The 16,308-nt window shown below is 60.3% G+C and carries 14 protein-coding genes and 1 pseudogene; 13 read left to right on the top strand and 2 right to left on the bottom strand.

The window, feature by feature from the left end:
• The first annotated feature begins 186 nt into the window (after positions 1 to 186).
• The 7 genes and pseudogenes from CP49_RS15450 to CP49_RS15420 form a co-directional block, all read left to right on the top strand.
• Positions 187 to 1,197, top strand: a complete 1,011-nt coding sequence (locus CP49_RS15450) for a Bug family tripartite tricarboxylate transporter substrate binding protein (protein ID WP_057851192.1) — start codon at positions 187 to 189, stop codon at positions 1,195 to 1,197.
• Positions 1,198 to 1,282: 85 nt separating this feature from the next.
• On the top strand, positions 1,283 to 1,780 hold the full coding sequence (locus tag CP49_RS15445) for a tripartite tricarboxylate transporter TctB family protein (RefSeq protein WP_057851081.1): 498 nt from the start codon (positions 1,283 to 1,285) through the stop codon (positions 1,778 to 1,780).
• A gap of 33 nt (positions 1,781 to 1,813) precedes the next feature.
• Positions 1,814 to 3,334: a tripartite tricarboxylate transporter permease gene (locus CP49_RS15440; RefSeq protein ID WP_057851080.1), complete on the top strand. Its 1,521-nt coding sequence runs from the start codon at positions 1,814 to 1,816 to the stop codon at positions 3,332 to 3,334.
• 202 nt (positions 3,335 to 3,536) lie between these two features.
• Positions 3,537 to 4,832, top strand: a complete 1,296-nt coding sequence (gene oxlT, locus CP49_RS15435; RefSeq protein WP_057851079.1) for an oxalate/formate MFS antiporter — start codon at positions 3,537 to 3,539, stop codon at positions 4,830 to 4,832.
• Between the two features lie 272 nt (positions 4,833 to 5,104).
• Positions 5,105 to 5,536: a CBS domain-containing protein gene (locus tag CP49_RS15430; protein ID WP_057851078.1), complete on the top strand. Its 432-nt coding sequence runs from the start codon at positions 5,105 to 5,107 to the stop codon at positions 5,534 to 5,536.
• Positions 5,537 to 5,691: 155 nt separating this feature from the next.
• On the top strand, positions 5,692 to 6,780 hold the full coding sequence (locus CP49_RS15425; RefSeq protein ID WP_057851077.1) for a ketopantoate reductase family protein: 1,089 nt from the start codon (positions 5,692 to 5,694) through the stop codon (positions 6,778 to 6,780).
• Between the two features lie 80 nt (positions 6,781 to 6,860).
• Positions 6,861 to 7,139 (top strand): annotated as a pseudogene (locus CP49_RS15420) (fumarylacetoacetate hydrolase family protein); the annotation flags it as partial.
• A 14-nt stretch (positions 7,140 to 7,153) separates the two neighbouring features.
• Here CP49_RS15420 and CP49_RS15415 read toward each other — a convergent pair.
• Positions 7,154 to 8,743 (bottom strand): SGNH/GDSL hydrolase family protein, encoded by a 1,590-nt coding sequence (locus CP49_RS15415; protein ID WP_057851075.1) that lies wholly within the window; start codon positions 8,741 to 8,743, stop codon positions 7,154 to 7,156.
• A gap of 370 nt (positions 8,744 to 9,113) precedes the next feature.
• Here CP49_RS15415 and CP49_RS15410 point away from each other — a divergent pair, with 370 nt between their 5' ends.
• From CP49_RS15410 to CP49_RS15390, 5 genes are all read left to right on the top strand, one after another.
• Complete coding sequence (locus tag CP49_RS15410) at positions 9,114 to 10,259, top strand: fructose-1,6-bisphosphatase (protein ID WP_057851191.1); 1,146 nt, start codon at positions 9,114 to 9,116, stop codon at positions 10,257 to 10,259.
• A gap of 21 nt (positions 10,260 to 10,280) precedes the next feature.
• Complete coding sequence (locus CP49_RS15405; RefSeq protein ID WP_057851074.1) at positions 10,281 to 11,468, top strand: 6-phosphofructokinase; 1,188 nt, start codon at positions 10,281 to 10,283, stop codon at positions 11,466 to 11,468.
• A gap of 59 nt (positions 11,469 to 11,527) precedes the next feature.
• Positions 11,528 to 11,884: an Mth938-like domain-containing protein gene (locus CP49_RS15400; protein WP_057851073.1), complete on the top strand. Its 357-nt coding sequence runs from the start codon at positions 11,528 to 11,530 to the stop codon at positions 11,882 to 11,884.
• 419 nt (positions 11,885 to 12,303) lie between these two features.
• A complete protein-coding gene (locus tag CP49_RS15395; RefSeq protein WP_057851190.1) occupies positions 12,304 to 12,492 on the top strand; it encodes a hypothetical protein in 189 nt (62 codons plus the stop codon).
• A gap of 469 nt (positions 12,493 to 12,961) precedes the next feature.
• Positions 12,962 to 13,603 carry a class I SAM-dependent methyltransferase gene (locus CP49_RS15390; RefSeq protein ID WP_057851072.1) on the top strand — a complete coding sequence of 214 codons (642 nt, stop codon included), beginning with the start codon at positions 12,962 to 12,964 and terminating at the stop codon, positions 13,601 to 13,603.
• A gap of 94 nt (positions 13,604 to 13,697) precedes the next feature.
• Here CP49_RS15390 and CP49_RS15385 read toward each other — a convergent pair whose 3' ends face one another.
• Positions 13,698 to 14,912, bottom strand: coding sequence for a cytochrome P450 family protein (locus tag CP49_RS15385; protein WP_057903000.1), 1,215 nt, complete (start codon positions 14,910 to 14,912; stop codon positions 13,698 to 13,700).
• Positions 14,913 to 15,206: 294 nt separating this feature from the next.
• Between CP49_RS15385 and CP49_RS15380 the strand changes: the two genes are divergently transcribed.
• On the top strand, positions 15,207 to 16,202 hold the full coding sequence (locus CP49_RS15380) for an NAD(P)H-dependent flavin oxidoreductase (RefSeq protein WP_057851070.1): 996 nt from the start codon (positions 15,207 to 15,209) through the stop codon (positions 16,200 to 16,202).
• Positions 16,203 to 16,308: the final 106 nt, after the last annotated feature.

Below are 16,308 nucleotides of genomic sequence, written 5' to 3'. Positions count from 1 at the left end.
TTGGCCGAAAGGAGCGGATGCCGCTCCAACGGGACCCTCGTACAATTCAAGCTTGGAACTCACTGCGATGGGCAAACCATTGCAGCGTGACGATCATGAGTGCATGAAGACCCGACAAGTTTGATCGGGATGAAATTAAAAGCCGGCAAAGACCGGCGTAACCATAGTTCGACGGGAGTGAACCAAATGAAGCGTTCTGCATATCTTGCGTTCGGGACGATTGCTGCATTGTGCGCCGGCGGAATCGTGGCTCCCGCGACTGCCGCATGGGAGCCGGTGCGCCCCGTTGAATTCATCATTCCCGCCGGCACCGGCGGCGGCGCCGATCAGATGGCGCGCACCATCCAGGGCATTGTCACCAAGCACAATCTGATGAAGCAGCCGCTGGTTGTCATCAACAAGTCGGGCGGCGCCGGCGGCGAAGGTTTCCTCGACGTCAAGGGATCGGGCGGCAATCCGCACAAGATCATCATCACGCTCTCCAACCTCTTCACCACCCCCCTCGCCACCGGAATTCCGTTCAACTGGAAAGACCTCACGCCGGTCGCCATGCTGGCGCTCGACGAATTCGTGCTCTGGGTGAATGCCGACAAGCCGTACAAGACGGTGAAGGATTACGTCGATGCGGTGAAGGCCGCTCCCGCCGGCAGCATCAAGATGGGCGGCACCGGCTCGAAACAGGAAGACCAGATCATTACGGTTGCCGTCGAAAAGGCCACCGGCGCCCGCTTCACCTACATCCCGTACAAGGGCGGCGGAGAAGTCGCCGTTCAGCTCGTCGGCAATCACGTCGATTCGACCGTCAACAATCCGATCGAGGCGGTCGCGCAATGGCGTGGCGGCAAGCTGCGCCCGCTCTGCGTGTTCGACGCACAGCGCATGGCCTATGACGAGCCGATCGCCGACGGCAAGGCCTGGAAGGACATTCCGACCTGCAAGTCGGAAGGTCTCGACATGGAATACCTGATGCTGCGCGGCATATTCATGTCGCCCAGGGCCACCAAGGATCAGGTTGAATACTACATCGAGCTGTTCAAGAAGGTTCGCGCCACTCCGGAGTGGCAGGAATTCATGAAAAGCGGTGCGTTCAACACCACCTTCCTGACCGGCGCCGACTACGCCAAGTGGGTCGAGGTCGAGGAAAAGCGTCACCAGAGCTTGATGAAAGACGCCGGTTTCCTCGCGTCGGGAAACTGACCGACAAGCACTGATCGACTGAATTGGAATAGCAACGCAGACGGCGGGCTCTGGTACCGCAGGCTCGATTCCGCACGGAGTTTCGATGACAACAGGAAGTTCGAGCAATACCGGCCCGACCCACAAACTCGTGGAAGCAGGCGTCACGCTGGCGATCGCTCTGTTTGGAGTGATCGTGATCTTCGGCAGCGTCAAGGCGGGAATCAACTGGGGTCCTGAAGGACCCCGCGCGGGATTCTTTCCGTTCTATATCGGACTCTTCATCCTCGCTTCCAGCGCGATCAATCTCTGGCACGGGCTGCGCGAAGACAATGACGGGCTGTTCGCGGAATGGGGACAGCTTCGTCAGGTTCTGAGCGTCGTTATTCCGACAGCCATCTACGTCGGCTCCATGCCGTTCATTGGCCTCTACGTCGCCTCGATCATCTTCATCGCATGGTTCATGCGATGGCTGGGCAAATACAACTGGATCATCGTCCTGGCGGTGGCGTTCGGTATGCCCATCGTCACCTACTTCATTTTCGAGCGCTGGTTCATGGTCCCGCTTCCCAAGGGACCGATCGAAGAGTGGCTCGGTCTGTAAACAACGACGCACAGTCAGGATTGGATTATCGGGATGGAAGAACTCGTCAATCTGTTTCACGGCTTTGCGGTCGCGCTGCAGCCGTACAACATCATGCTGATGGTTCTCGGCATCGTGCTCGGTGTCATCATCGGCGTGCTTCCGGGACTGGGCGGCGCCAATGGCGTTGCCATCCTGCTGCCGCTGACATTCAGCATGTCGCCGACGTCGGCCATCATCATGTTGTCGTGCATCTATTGGGGTGCGCTGTTCGGCGGAGCGATCACCTCAATTCTCTTCAACATACCGGGCGAACCGTGGTCGGTAGCCACGACGTTCGACGGCTATCCGATGGCGCAGCAGGGCAAGGCCGGCGAGGCACTGACCGCCGCCTTCACCTCGTCCTTCGTCGGCGCTCTGTTCGCCGTGGTCATGATCACGCTGGTCGCTCCCCTGGTCGCGAGCTTTGCGCTGCAGTTTGGCCCAGCGGAAAAATTCGCGGTGTATTTCCTCGCATTCTGCAGCTTCGTGGGCCTAAGCAAGGAGCCGCCGTTCAAGACCATTGCGGCGATGATGATCGGCTTTGCGCTCGCCGCTGTCGGGCTTGATTCCATCACCGGGCAATTGCGGCTGACGTTCGGCGTCACCCATCTGCTCAACGGCTTCGACTTCCTTATTGCGGTGATCGGGCTGTTCGGCATCGGCGAAATCCTTCTGACCATGGAGGAAGGGCTCGCCTTCCGCGGCGGTAAGGCCAAGATCGATTTGCGGGTCGTGCTGCAGACCTGGAAGGAATTGCCGAAATACTGGATGACCTCGTTGCGCTCCTGCTTCATCGGCTGCTGGATGGGCATCACGCCGGCAGGCGCTACTCCGGCCTCGTTCATGAGTTACGGTATCGCCAAGCGCGTGGCGAAGAACGGCAAGAACTTCGGCAAAGGCGAGATCGAAGGTGTGGTCGCGCCGGAAACCGCGGCGCATGCCGCTGGCACCGCGGCCCTGCTGCCGATGCTCTCGCTCGGCGTGCCCGGCTCGCCGACGGCAGCGGTGTTGCTGGGCGGCCTGTTGATCTGGGGTCTGCAACCCGGACCCATGCTGTTTGTCGAACAGAAGGAATTCGTCTGGGGCCTGATCGCCTCGATGTATCTCGGCAATCTCGTCGGCCTGATCGTCGTGCTGACCTGCGTGCCGATCTTCGCGGCAATCCTGCGTGTGCCCTTCAGCATCATTGCGCCGCTTATCCTGGTGCTGTGCGCGATCGGCGCCTATTCCGTCCACAGCAGCACGTTTGACGTCATGCTGATGCTGGTGTTCGGCGTGATCGGCTATCTGCTCAAGAAGTGCAATTATCCCCTCGCCCCGTTGGTGCTGGCCATCGTGCTCGGCGACAAGGCGGAAGAGGCCTTCCGGCAGTCGCTTCTGGGATCCCAGGGTTCGTTTGGCATATTCCTTTCCAACCCGCTCGTCAGCACGATCATGATCCTGGGCTTGATCGCACTGTTCTGGTCGGTCATCCAGGAAGGCTATACCCGCTTGCGAGGTACGGTCGCCGGGCCGGGCAGCCGTGCCGCTTAACCGCGGCGAAACAACGATTTAGTTAGGCTCATGGAGAAAAAGCCGCGCAAACTGCGCGGCTTTTTTTGTGCTCGCAGCACGTCTGTGGAAATTCGAAATTTTCACAGCTTGCGCAAAATTTTCTCTTGTCTACTGGCATAACATATACCAGACTTTCACGGAGCTGTCGGGGTTATCGATAGAACAGCCCATTGGAGGAAAAATGACGGACACAGTGCACGGAGCAGCCCCCGTCGCGGCGGCCCGAGTCAGCGATGCGTATCGCTGGACCCAATTAGCCATCGGCGTCGCCGCGATGGTCATGATTGCCAACTACCAATATGGTTGGACGTTCTTCGTCCCCGACATCCAGCAGAAATTCGGATGGGATCGCGCTTCGATCCAGTGGGCATTCACGCTCTTCGTGCTGTTCGAGACCTGGCTGGTGCCGGTCGAGGGATGGTTCGTCGATAAATACGGCCCGCGCATCGTCGTGCTCGTCGGCGGCATCCTCTGCGCCATCGGATGGGCCATCAACGCCCAGGCGACCACCCTCAACGGCTTCTATCTCGGCATGATCATCGCAGGCATCGGCGCCGGTGGCGTGTACGGCACCTGCGTCGGCAACGCGCTGAAGTGGTTCCCGGACAAGCGCGGCCTCGCCGCCGGCATCACCGCCGCCGGATTCGGCGCAGGCTCGGCGCTGACGGTCGCGCCGATCCAGGCGATGATCAAGGACTCCGGCTTCCAGACCACCTTCCTCTATTTCGGCCTCGGCCAAGGCATCATCATCGTGATCCTCGCCTTCCTGATGTTCGCACCCAAAGTGGGACAGGTGCCTGCGGTGACGCAGAACGCCAACATCATCCAGACCCGGCGCAATTATCAGCCGACCGAGGTGATCCGTCAGCCGATCTTCTGGCTGATGTATTTCATGTTCGTGATCGTCGGCGCCGGCGGATTGATGGTCACCGCAAACCTCAAGCCGATCGCTGTCGACTGGAAGGTCGACAGCGTACCGGTCACGCTGATGGCGGTGACGATGACGGCAGTGACGTTCGCGGCGACCATCGATCGCGTCCTCAACGGCCTCACCCGTCCCTTCTTCGGCTGGATCTCCGACATGATCGGCCGCGAGAACACCATGTTCATCGCGTTCGGCATGGAAGGCATCGGCATCTGGGGCCTCTACATGCTGGGCCACGATCCGGTGTGGTTCGTGCTGCTGTCAGGCTTCGTGTTCTTCGCCTGGGGCGAGATCTACTCCCTCTTCCCGTCGACCTGCACCGACACCTTCGGTTCGAAGTTCGCGACCACCAATGCCGGCCTGCTCTACACCGCAAAGGGTACGGCGGCGCTGCTGGTGCCGGTGGCGAACTACATGCAGCAGTCTTCGGGCACTTGGGACTCGGTGTTCATCATCGCGGCCGGGGCGAATATTCTGGCCTCGCTGCTGGCGATAGCTGTGCTCAAGCCCTGGCGTAAGGTGGTGGTCGCCAAGTCGCAGCTTGCCGCCTGATCCGAACCGGACTGGTTGTTACGAGACGCGCGCTCATCCTCCGGGATGGGCGCGTTTTCTTTGCGCGTCGGTGGCTCTGGTATACCTGAGCGCATTGAGGCCCCTGCTTGGGCAGCGCGACCCACCCTTTTGACTGAATGTCCATCTCCAAAAACGTCAGTAGTACTGCCTATTTATCGTCATCCTCCCGAAAGATTTCCACCGCCAATCATGTTGACAATTGGCATTATGTATACCAGACTTAAGGTAATAATTCACCCAAGGAGGTTGCCATGCAAGTCGGAGATATCCTGCGCAAGAAAGCCGCCCGTGTCGCAACGGTTCGCATGAACGAGACCGTCGCCATTGCCGCGCAACTGATGCGCTCCAGCAATATCAGCGCTCTTGTCGTCAAGGACGTCGTCCGCACCGAAGGCAATACCGCCGTCGGCATGTTCACGGAACGCGACGTGGTGCGCGCCATCGCCGAACATGGCGCGGCCGGCGTGAATATGCGCGTTTCGCAATTCATTTCGGTGCAGCAGCTCGTCTCCTGCACATCGACGGATACGCTCGAACATGTCCGTCACCTCATGAGCAAGCATCACATCCGCCACGTGCCTGTCATCGACAATTACAGCCTGATCGGCGTCATCAGCATTCGCGATATCTTCAACGCGTTTGACGACGAAGCAACGCCCTACAAGCTGGCCGCGTCGGCCTGACGGTCGCTCCGAACTGCGCCGGCATTTTTTGGGTCGCACTCCCAGGGAAGACGGTATCGCACCGCACTGTTCGGCTTAACTCCTGTCGCAAAGCAGGCGCTCGCAAATCTGCGCCGGAGTAGTGGCGCCGGAAAACATCATCTGTGGGAGGGCGCATGGCGCGTAACATTCTGATCCTTGGGGCCTCGTATGGTTCGTTGCTGGCGACGAAGCTTTTGATGGCGGGTCACAACGTGACACTGGTTTGCCGGAAGCAGACGGCAGAACTCATCAATCGCGACGGCACCGAAGTTCGCATCAAGCTGCGCGACGAGGCGGCCCACCGGCCGATCTTCTCGCGCGACCTGCCTGGCATCTTGGACGCGGTCGAGCCCGCCGACGTCGATCCTTCCCGTTATGATCTGGTTGGTCTGGCGATGCAGGAACCGCAATACACCAACCACACGATCCAGATTCTGATGATCAAAATCGCCGACGCGAAACTGCCTTGTCTTTCGATCATGAACATGCCGCCTTTGCCCTATCTCAAACGGATCCCGGCCCTCGCGAAAATGGAACTGGAGGAGGCCTACACCAACGCCGCGGTATGGAAACGGTTCGAGCCGGGCCTGGTGTCGCTGTGCTCCCCTGATCCGCAAGCCTTCCGTCCACCGGAAGAGGCGGCGAATGTTCTTCATGTCGGGCTGCCAACAAATTTCAAGGCCGCGCCATTTGCGGATGAGAAACATAACTTGCTGCTTCGGGAGCTGGAAGCCGACATCGACGCGGTGAAGCTGGATGGCCAGGACGTTCCGGTGAAGCTCAAAGTGTTCGATTCGATGTTCGTCCCTCTCGCCAAATGGTCGATGCTGTTGACCGGGAATTACCGCTGCATCACGCCGCAAGAGCCGCAATCGATCCGCGACGCGGTGCACGGCGATATCGACCTCTCGCAGTCGATCTATCACCATGTCGACGCCATCGCCCAGCGTCTGGGCGCCGATCCCACGGATCAGGTACCTTTCGAGAAATACGCCAAAGCGGCGGAAAGCCTTCTCAAGCCCTCGTCGGCGGCCCGGGCGGTCGCTGGTGGCGCGCCTTCCATCGAACGGGTCGACCTGCTGGTGAAGCTGATTTCGCATCAGCTTGGCGCACCCAATGCCGAAATCGACCGTACGGTCCAGATCGTCAATCAGAAACTGAATGAGAGCATCGGGGCGGACGGTTCCGGTGCGCAGCGATGTGCTCCAATCGCCGTGACGTAGAGCCTTGGCGGTTCTCGATTCGAATGAACCAGAAGGGACTCTGGTCCCCAGTTTCGACGCGTTTGTCTAGGCGAAGCGGTGGGCCCGTCATCACCTCAGGCATCGATCTGGCAAGCCTCGTGGTGCGCACGATTCTCAACGGCACTGAGCGTCAGAACTACCCCATATCAGACATGATCTTCAGCGCGCAGCAGCTCGTCAGCAAGATCTCCCACGACATGACGCTGTTGCCCGGCGATCTGATCGCCTGCGGCACCTCGGTCGGCATTGGCGTCATGAAGGAGCCGGTCAACACGGTGACGGTGGCGATCGACGGCATCGGCGAACTCACCAACGAGTTTCGGCAGTGGGGAGGCTAAATGCGATTGGGGCTCTAACGGCGACGCTTTTTCGGCTTTGGCGCCGGTGCCAGTGCGTTGGCATCGAGCGATGTTGACGCCACTGGCGTCTCACCCTTGGCCCCATCGCGTCCAATTTCGCGTCGCGGCCAGGCAAAATCGTCGGCGCGACCGGCGGGTGCCGACAAGGGCTCACCTGTGATTAAGACCCGAGCTGCTTGCGCATCGATCGCCACCGGCCGCGACCCGGGAGCGCCGAGCAATTGATCCGTGGCGACAGAAGCGGGCCCCAAGGGAACGATCGGCCCGGCCAGCGGACGCTGTGCCGGCTGATCCGGCCGAGCACTGGCGTCGGGCGTTGCCGGTTCGCTGGGCAGCACAATCGGCCCGGAACGTGCAGCCAACAGCCGATTGATCTCGCGCTCGGCATAATGCGCGAGCTTGAGCGCGCCGGCCTTGGTGAAGTACACGCCATCGGAGGAGCGCAGCCGGCGGATCTGCCCTTCGAAATCGGGACCATGCTGTGAAAAGCGCCCGGCTTCATCGACAAATCCGTCCCAGACATCGACATAGGTGATGCCGGCCTTGCCGGCCGCATCGCGATAGAGCGTATCCAGAAACGCCGTGTCGGCGGTCGCCTTAGGGCCACGTACCGCCGGCAGACCCACCCACAGCACCGGCACACCCTTGGACTTGAGCACGCCGATCATCTCGTCGATCTTTTCCCTGTAGAGTTCCACCCAGCGTTTCTCGCGAAACTCATGGAGGCCGCTCGGCGAGCCCGCGCTCTTCTCCGATCCTGTGACCGATCGCGCGTCATTGTTGTCGGCGGCATCGTCTGGCGACAATTCGGGATCCGCCACCTTGGTTGCATCATCCGGCTTCGCCGCGGGTTTGTCGCTCGAAGGCTTGCCATCGGATTTGGCCTTCGCGTCCTTCTTGTCGGCGTCCTTCTTGTCCTCCGATTTATTCTGCGATTTGTCGGCTGCCGGCTCGCGGATTGCGACGCGGTCGTCAAGCCCGAGCATGACGACAATGGCGTCCGCTTTTTCGGTAGCGAGAATGCCCTTGGCGGCGGCGGCCCAATCGGCTGGATTGCCCTTCGGCTGATACTTGATCAGGCCGGAGGCTGTCTTGTGCTTGCGTATCACACCTATCTCAGGCTGATCGTCATAGACGTCTTCAAGCCCATAGGCGAGCCAGTCCGCCATGGAGTCACCAAGCACAAGAATGTGGCGCTCGGGTACAGTGTTGCGCTTCTCGGGCGGCGGCGCCTTTGAGAAATCCTCACGCACCGCCGGGGGCGCCTGCCGCCCCTGCCGAGGCGGCGGCGCGTACTGCTGCTGGTACGGCGCATACGTGTCGTTACCAGACCAGCCGCCGCCACGCTGATCGTTACCAGACCAGCCGCCGCGCTGATCGTTACCAAACCAGCCGCCACCGCGTTGGTCGTTGCCAAACCATCCGCCGCGTTGCGGTTGCGGCCGCTGCTGATATCCGCCGAAATTAAAAAACTGTGCCGAGGTAGGGCCGGCCATGCCCAGCACCAGCCCCACCGCGACAGCCAGCGCAATCAGCCGACCACGCTCGGTAAGGGTGCATTTCTTTTTTGGTTCCTTTGGCATGCGTCTGGACCGCACACACGTAGAACTTGCGTCCTCTAGACTAGCACAATCGCCCTGGGGCGGGTCTCAGTTTACCGTGAAGGATCAATCGCAAAAGCCCATCGCCCCGCTTCCGAAAACCTTCACAATAGCGGGCTCCTACACCGCAGCAAATGGCGGCGCATGAACTGGTGTCCCATCGCTTCTGGCATAATCTTTACGGTGATCGATGATCCCGGCTACCGGATGAGCCCGAGCCTTTCGAGAAGAGCATTTGTGGAACGTAACGGAACCTCAGACGTTCTTTTTCGCGGAAATGAGCAGCGCCGTCGCCCCGGCGCAGCAAGCGCAGACGCCGAGGCGCTGCGTTGCGCTGGCGGAGGGAACGCTCATGAGACTCACCCTTTCGGTCATCAAGGCTGACATAGGCTCCGTTGGCGGTCACACCAAACCGTCTACACGCATGATGGCGGCTGTCGAGGGCGCGGTCGCGAAGGCGATCTGCGATGGCCTGCTGATCGACGCTTTCGTCTGCCACACCGGCGATGACATTGCGATCATCATGACGCACACACGGGGCGAAGGGAGCTCCGAGGTGCATCAACTTGCCTGGAAGGCGTTCCTCGCGGCCACCTCGGTCGCGAAAACCTCCGGGCTTTACGGCGCCGGCCAGGATCTTCTCGTCGACGCACCGTCCGGAAACGTCCGCGGCGCCGGCCCGGGCGTCGCCGAGCTCAGCTTCGACCACAGCCTCTCGGGCACGAGACCTGCGGAGTCCTTCATGGTGTTCGCCGCCGACAAATGCGGCCCCGGCGCCTACAACCTACCGCTCTACCTCGCCTTCGCCGATCCCATGTATTGCGCCGGGCTGATGCTGCCCCCGATGATCAAGGGATTCCGTTTCCATGTCATCGACATGGACAACACGGCCGGTGACAGCGTGATCGAACTCGACGCGCCCGCGGATGGCTACCACATTGCCGCGCTGCTCCGCGACAACGAGCGCTTTGGCATTGATCGCATCGTTTCCCGGACCCATGGCGAGGTCGCCGTCGCCGTTTCGGCGCAGCGTCTTCACGCGATCGCAGGCAAGTACACCGGAAAGGACGATCCGGTCGCGATCGTCAGGAACCAGGGGATTTTCCCGGCGCCCGAAGAAATCGTCTCGCCGTTCGCGAAGGCGCACTTCGTAGGCGGCGATGCGCGCGGCTCGCACGTGATGCCGCTGATGCCTGTGCCAATCAACACACCGGTGACAGGCATGTACTGCCTGCCGATCGTTTCCTGCACCGGCTTTTCGATCGACAAGGACGGCCGTTTTTCGGAGTCCTTTACCGATTTCTTCGACAACCCGGCGTGGGACGAGGTCCGCCGGCGCGCCCAGCGCAAGGCCATCGAGATGCGCAGCCAGGGCTGGTCCGGTGCCGCGATGCTGCCCTATTCCGAGCTGGAGTATGGTGGCTTCCGCGACACCGTGTCCTCACTGCTGAAGCGCTTTCAGGTGCGCAAGGAGCGCAAACCGGAAGCGGCCGAGTAAGGGACCGCTTGCGAGGTGGGTATGGCAAAAAGGCGTATCGGCATTCTCACGGGCGGCGGCGACGTTCCCGGTCTCAACGCAGTTATCAAGAGCGTGACATATCGCGGCAGCGAGAACGACATCGAGGTCGTCGGCCTCCGCCGTGGTTGGGAGGCCCTGACGCACGTGAACCTCGAGGACCCGGCCTCCAGGTCCCACTACATCATCCCGCTGAACCGTGACAACACGCGCACCATAGACCGGAGCGGCGGCACCGTGCTGCACTCGAGCCGCACCAATCCGTCCAAGATGAAGAAGCTGCCGGATCATCTCGCAGGCCACGACTTTCCGGCCTCGCTCAGCACCAAGGGCGGCATCGCAAGCAGAACGTGGGACGTCACCGGCCAGGTGCTGGCGAACCTCTCGGGGCTCGGCATCGAACATCTGATCGCCATCGGCGGCGACGACACGCTCAGCTACGCAGCCAGGCTCAACGAAATCGGCGTCAAGATCATCGCCATTCCGAAGACGATGGACAACGACGTCCGCAACACCGAGTACTGCATCGGCTTCTCGACCGCGATAACCCGCGCAAGCGACGCCATCCAGCGGCAGCGCACCACTGTCGGTTCGCACGAGCGAGTCGGCATCTTCCGCGTCTTTGGCCGCGACGCCGGATTTACGGCGCTCTACACCGCGTACGCCACCTCGATACGGTGCGTCATACCGGAGTACAGGGTCGATCTCGACAAGCTGATCCAGTTGCTCGTCGAGGAGAAGCGCGCCAACCCAAGCAACTACGCGCTGGTCGTGCTCAGCGAGGGCGCCGCGTGGGAGGGCTACGAGGTGCAGGAATACGGCGAGCCCGATGCCTACGGCCATCGCAAGAAGGCGAGCGTGGCGGAATCGTTCGCCGACGAGATCAAGCGGCGAGCCGGCGAGGAGACGATCACGTCTGACCTCACCTACGACCTGCGATCTGGCAATCCGGACTTCATGGACAAGCTCGTGGCCCTGACTTTCGGTAACATGGCCTACGATGCCATCCTGCAAGGCAAGACCGGCCTCATGTCGGCGCTGGTGGAGGGGCGCTACGACCTCGTGCCCATTCCCGACGCCAAGCTCGGGCCGCGCAAATTGGACGTCGCCGGCACGTACAACACGGAGCGCTACCGCCCCATCTACGGCAACAAGCGAGGGCTGCCGATCTTTCTCAACCGCGCGTCATAGCTGGCAGTGGTAGCCCCCAAGAACATCTCCTGTGGGGTAGCTTCGGAAGGAGTCAGGCCATGGAGATCGAACGCACTACCTTCGGCACCATCACGATTGACGGAAAGACCTATGAACACGACGTGATCATTCGTCTCTCCGGCGAGGTGGCAAAGCGGAAGAAAAAGCTATCGAAGAAGTACTACGGCACCTCGCATATCCTCTCGAAAGACGAAGCGAAGTTCATCTATGAGGACGGATGCGAGCAGTTAATTCTTGGTTCGGGCCAGATGGGCAATGTGCACCTATCGCCGGAAGCCGAGACGTATTTTTCGAAAAAGGGTTGCACGGTCCTGTTGCAGCCGACCCCCAAGGCGATTCATACGTTCAACAACTCGCATGCAAAGAAGATCGGCCTTTTCCACATTACCTGCTAACTCGGGCCGGCCGCTCGCATCAGCAAAAACCCGAGAGCACATTGAGAACATCAATTGGTCGCGCGGTCGTGCGTGCTGACCGGTGGTGGAAACCAGAGTGGCTTTGGGGCGCAATTACTGACTTAGGTCGGAGACCGCCCCCCTCCGAAAAGCGCCGCTGGCAGCGGACCTTCACAAATGCGCCGGCTCAGGCGCGCCGGCCATTCGAAGATGCCAAGGGACTGCGGAAGCAATGTGGAACCTGGACGCGCCGCGATTCGGGCGCTGCAGGGCCTCCCGCATTGAAATAAAAATTGATCGCATAATCCGAAAAAGGCGGGGATACCTCCCAAAAGACGGCTTGATTTCTTGCTTCTTTTTCCCGGCCGGACGGCATTTCTTTGATTGGGAAACGGCATTTCTTTGATGGGGAAGAAGAGATGACTGATCAACAATTGGCTCTTCAGGCGATTAACGAAGCGCAACTCATACTGGAAGAATACCTTCGGCCCCGGCCGCAGAACAATGAGCTTGTCCTCGACAAGCTGGTGGAAGTTCTCGAACGCCCCGATTTGGTAGTTGCTGTAAGCCGCTTGCAGCAACAGAGCAGTCTCTCAGTGCGCAAATGAGGAAACTGCCATCAATCGCCTTGGCCGCCTTGATGGCTACGCTCCTACCAGTCGGGGCGCCGAATGCGCAGGCCAAACAACAATGCAGCGCCGCAGCGCCATCAAATCCGCACGGGCGTTGGTGGTCCTATCGTCTTATCGATGGACGAAAGTGCTGGTACGAAGGCAAGCCCATGCTTTCGAAATCGTTGTTGGAATGGCCCAAGGTGGCATCCGCGCAACCCGCCTCCAACATTCAAAGCGTTGTCACAGAGGAGCCTGGCAATCCATTGGACGCGCAAGCCTGGGCATTGAAAGACTCTGATACTTTCGAAGCGCGGTGGCGCGAAAGGGTAAAAATGCAATAAGCGTTGCCCCCAAGGAAAGTCTCGAAGCGCCGGGATCGCGCCGGCGCGCCAAAAACAATCTGTTTTGGGGGCACTCGCGAAGAGCTCTTGCTTTCTAACCAAGCGCAATGCGGAAACCAGCAATGCGAACGGCCGCAGATTTCAATCTCTATTACGCAACTCCTGACCCCTGGCATATTTCCCACGCGCGGTTCAGGGACAAGGTCTTGCGCCGACGCCTGAAGCCATTCATCCGGGACAAATCCGTTCTTGAACTCGGTTGTGGTGAAGGCCACTTGACCCAAACAACTTTCAGCAAAGCACGATCCGTGGTTGGCATCGACATAAGCGATGTGGCGATTACTCGCGCCAAATCGCTGGGCCTGCCAAATGCCAGATTTGAGTGCGCTGATTTTTTACAAGCGTCATTCGAGGGTTACGACGTCATCGCGGCGCTCGAATGCGTCTACTTTCTGTCCTTTGAAGAGCAGGGAGCGTTCCTGGAGAAAGTTGCCAAAGAACACCCTGACAAAATACTTCTGCTCTCGGGTCCAATTGTGGACTACAGAAGACACTTCAGTCATAAGCGATTGATGCACGAGTTTACGACTTTGGGGTTCACTCCCCTTAAATTTTTTAACCTGTCGGTTTATTGGTATCCGCCTTCATCCAGAATTATCGCTGGCCTGATCAAGCTGCCACTTGGACACACCTTGCTTGATTGGATACCGGAGTCGATGATCTATCAAAGACTATACGCACTTCGAGCACCCAAACGCCACTGACTCGGGTATCGCCGGTTCGAACTTTGTCCGCTATTGAGCAACCGTGCGGGTTCTTAGCGATGAAAGCCCGGCAGGTCTTCCGGTGCAACAACGGCTACGTGATGACCGGCAACGACTTGAGGCCACGAACGACCGGCGCGGCGCGCCATTGCAGTTCGTGAGCAGGACAGGCGAGGCTCAACTTGGGCAGGCGCCTCAGCAGGCAACCGAACGCGATCTCGGCCTCCATCTTCGCCAGGTGTGAGCCGACGCAAAAGTGAACGCCATCTCCAAATGCAAGGTGCGGATTGGGCCTGCGGGCCACGTCCAACCGATCGGGCTCCGCGAATTTCTGCGCATCCCGGTTGGCGGAGGCAATGACGGGGAAAATGACATCGCCGCGCCTGATCGTAGTGTCGCGCAGGTCGATGTCTTGGGCCGCATATCGCTCCGTTGCGATCTCCACGGGCGCCGTGAAGCGTAACAACTCCTCGACCGCAGACCCAAGGAGCGAAAAATCTCCGATGAGGCGCTCTTTCTCGCGCGGATTCTCCATCAGCACCAGCATTCCGGAACCAATGAGGTTCACGGTCGTCTCGTGGCCGGCGATGATTAGAAGTACCAGCATGGCGATGAGCTCGTTCTCGCTCAGCCGGTCGCCCCCCTCCTCTACGGCGATGAGCGCGGAGATGAGATCATCCCTCGGGGTACGCCGGCGCGTGGCAACGAGGCGCCGCAAATATCGCATTAATGCAAAGATCGAGGGCAGCGAGAGCGCCATGCGAATTTCTGACCGCGCTCCGAGAAAAACATTGGTCCACTTCCGAAAGCGCGGCCGGGCCTCTTCGGGCAAGCCCAGCAGTTCCGAGATCACGGTCAACGGAAGCGGAAGCGCGAAATCCTCGATAACATCGGGCTTCGATTTTGCGCGCATCCGATCGACGAGACCCTCAGCCAACACTTCGGCGCGGTTTCGTAACTGCTCGATGCGCGCACGACTGAACGCCTTGTTGATGAGGGCCCGCAGCCTTCGATGTGCGGGATCGTCGAGGTCCAGCATGTTCTCCGAGAGTGTCCTGAGGCTCGCGGGTGTCCACCACGGCATGGACTTGGGCGAGCGCAAGCCGGCATTGCTCGCGTTTTTTACGAACCTATCGCTGTCTTGAAGGCACAGCACCACGTCATCGTAACGTGTAATCAGCCACGCCCGCTTCAGGACGGGTACGCCAACTTCGAAGACCGGCGCCTCGCTGCGAAGAAACGCATAGAACTGAAACGGGTCACGCTTGTGTTCGGCTGAGTAGATGTCGACCTTGCGGGGATCGTTCATGGACAGCACCCTGGATGAAAACCAAAGCAGCAATGTGTTGCATCGCAATGTCCGTTCAGCGCAATGTACGGGTCAGAAGCGTCGATTTTGTCGGCAGTAGGGTGATCTCCGGAAATGCCGGACCCCTACGGAATAATCCGCACTGCGGAACAAGTCCCCGCTTTTGCATGATGGCGTTGCCCTGGCCTCCACCTGCTCCCCGTAGACTTTTGCGGGGGGTGACGGCATCCTGCCCCGCGAAATCTCACAAAATGACGTGCGCGACCTGTTGCGCCGGGGAAACAGAGGGCAGACATGATCAAGACGCGATTCACCGAACTCGTCGGCATCGAGCACCCGATCGTCCAGGGCGGGATGCAATGGGTCGGACGCGCCGAGCTGGTCGCGGCGGTCGCCAATGCCGGCGCGCTCGGGCTGATCACCGCGCTCACGCAGCCGACGCCGGAAGATCTCACCAAGGAAATCGCGCGCTGCCGCCAACTGACGGACAAGCCGTTCGGCGTCAACCTCACCATTCTTCCCGCGATCAAGCCGCCGCCCTACGCCGAATATCGCCAGGCCATCATCGAGGCCGGCGTCAAGATCGTCGAGACCGCCGGCAACAAGCCGCAGGAACACGTCACCGAGTTCAAGAAGCACGGCATCAAGATTATCCACAAATGCACCAGCGTCCGTCACGCGCTGTCGGCGGAGCGGATGGGGGTCGACGCGATCTCGATCGACGGTTTCGAATGCGCCGGCCATCCCGGCGAGGACGACACGCCCGGCCTGATCCTGATCCCGGCCGCCGCCGACAAGGTCAAGATCCCGTTGATCGCCTCGGGCGGCTTTGGCGATGGCCGCGGCCTGGTCGCGGCGCTCGCGCTCGGCGCCGAAGGCATCAACATGGGCACGCGCTTCATGTGCACCAAGGAGAGCCCGATCCATCAGCTCGTGAAGGAGCGCATCGTTGCCAATGACGAGCGCGAGACCGAGCTGATCTTCCGCACCATGCGCAACACCTCGCGCGTCGCCAAGAACGCGATCTCGACCAAGGTGGTGGCGATGGAAAGGGAAGGCGCGAAGTTCGAGGATGTCCGCGAACTCGTCGCCGGCGCCCGCGGCAAGATGGTCTACGCCACCGGCGATGCCGATGAGGGCATCTGGTCGGCCGGCCAGGTGCAGGGCCTGATCCACGACATCCCGACCTGCGCCGAACTGGTGTCGCGCATCATGCGCGATGCGGAAGCGATCATCCGCAGCCGCTTCGAAGGTATGTTGTCCGGTGCCCAGCGCCAGGCCGCCGAATAAGCGGCTTGACGCATGGTGAGATGATGCGCGATCAACGTGATCCGTCACCCTGAGGAGCGCGAAGCGCGTCTCGAAGGGCGACGGCCACCGGCCGGGCCGTTCATCC

This window comes from Bradyrhizobium valentinum (assembly GCF_001440405.1).
Lineage (GTDB): Bacteria > Pseudomonadota > Alphaproteobacteria > Rhizobiales > Xanthobacteraceae > Bradyrhizobium > Bradyrhizobium valentinum.
The sequence above is the reverse complement of the archived record's forward strand: the minus strand, read 5'-3'. Positions and strand labels throughout refer to the sequence as shown.

Bases quoted from the DNA above. Each gene is read 5' to 3' on its own strand.
- CP49_RS15415 (WP_057851075.1), bottom strand. From the start codon at position 8,743: ATGCCAAAGGAACCAAAAAAGAAATGCACCCTTACCGAGCGTGGTCGG.
- CP49_RS15405 (WP_057851074.1), top strand. From the start codon at position 10,281: ATGGCAAAAAGGCGTATCGGCATTCTCACGGGCGGCGGCGACGTTCCC.
- CP49_RS15400 (WP_057851073.1), top strand. From the start codon at position 11,528: ATGGAGATCGAACGCACTACCTTCGGCACCATCACGATTGACGGAAAG.
- CP49_RS15425 (WP_057851077.1), top strand. From the start codon at position 5,692: ATGGCGCGTAACATTCTGATCCTTGGGGCCTCGTATGGTTCGTTGCTG.
- CP49_RS15395 (WP_057851190.1), top strand. From the start codon at position 12,304: ATGACTGATCAACAATTGGCTCTTCAGGCGATTAACGAAGCGCAACTC.
- CP49_RS15445 (WP_057851081.1), top strand. From the start codon at position 1,283: ATGACAACAGGAAGTTCGAGCAATACCGGCCCGACCCACAAACTCGTG.
- CP49_RS15390 (WP_057851072.1), top strand. From the start codon at position 12,962: ATGCGAACGGCCGCAGATTTCAATCTCTATTACGCAACTCCTGACCCC.
- CP49_RS15440 (WP_057851080.1), top strand. From the start codon at position 1,814: ATGGAAGAACTCGTCAATCTGTTTCACGGCTTTGCGGTCGCGCTGCAG.
- CP49_RS15430 (WP_057851078.1), top strand. From the start codon at position 5,105: ATGCAAGTCGGAGATATCCTGCGCAAGAAAGCCGCCCGTGTCGCAACG.
- oxlT (WP_057851079.1), top strand. From the start codon at position 3,537: ATGACGGACACAGTGCACGGAGCAGCCCCCGTCGCGGCGGCCCGAGTC.
- CP49_RS15450 (WP_057851192.1), top strand. From the start codon at position 187: ATGAAGCGTTCTGCATATCTTGCGTTCGGGACGATTGCTGCATTGTGC.
- CP49_RS15385 (WP_057903000.1), bottom strand. From the start codon at position 14,912: ATGAACGATCCCCGCAAGGTCGACATCTACTCAGCCGAACACAAGCGT.
- CP49_RS15380 (WP_057851070.1), top strand. From the start codon at position 15,207: ATGATCAAGACGCGATTCACCGAACTCGTCGGCATCGAGCACCCGATC.
- CP49_RS15410 (WP_057851191.1), top strand. From the start codon at position 9,114: ATGAGACTCACCCTTTCGGTCATCAAGGCTGACATAGGCTCCGTTGGC.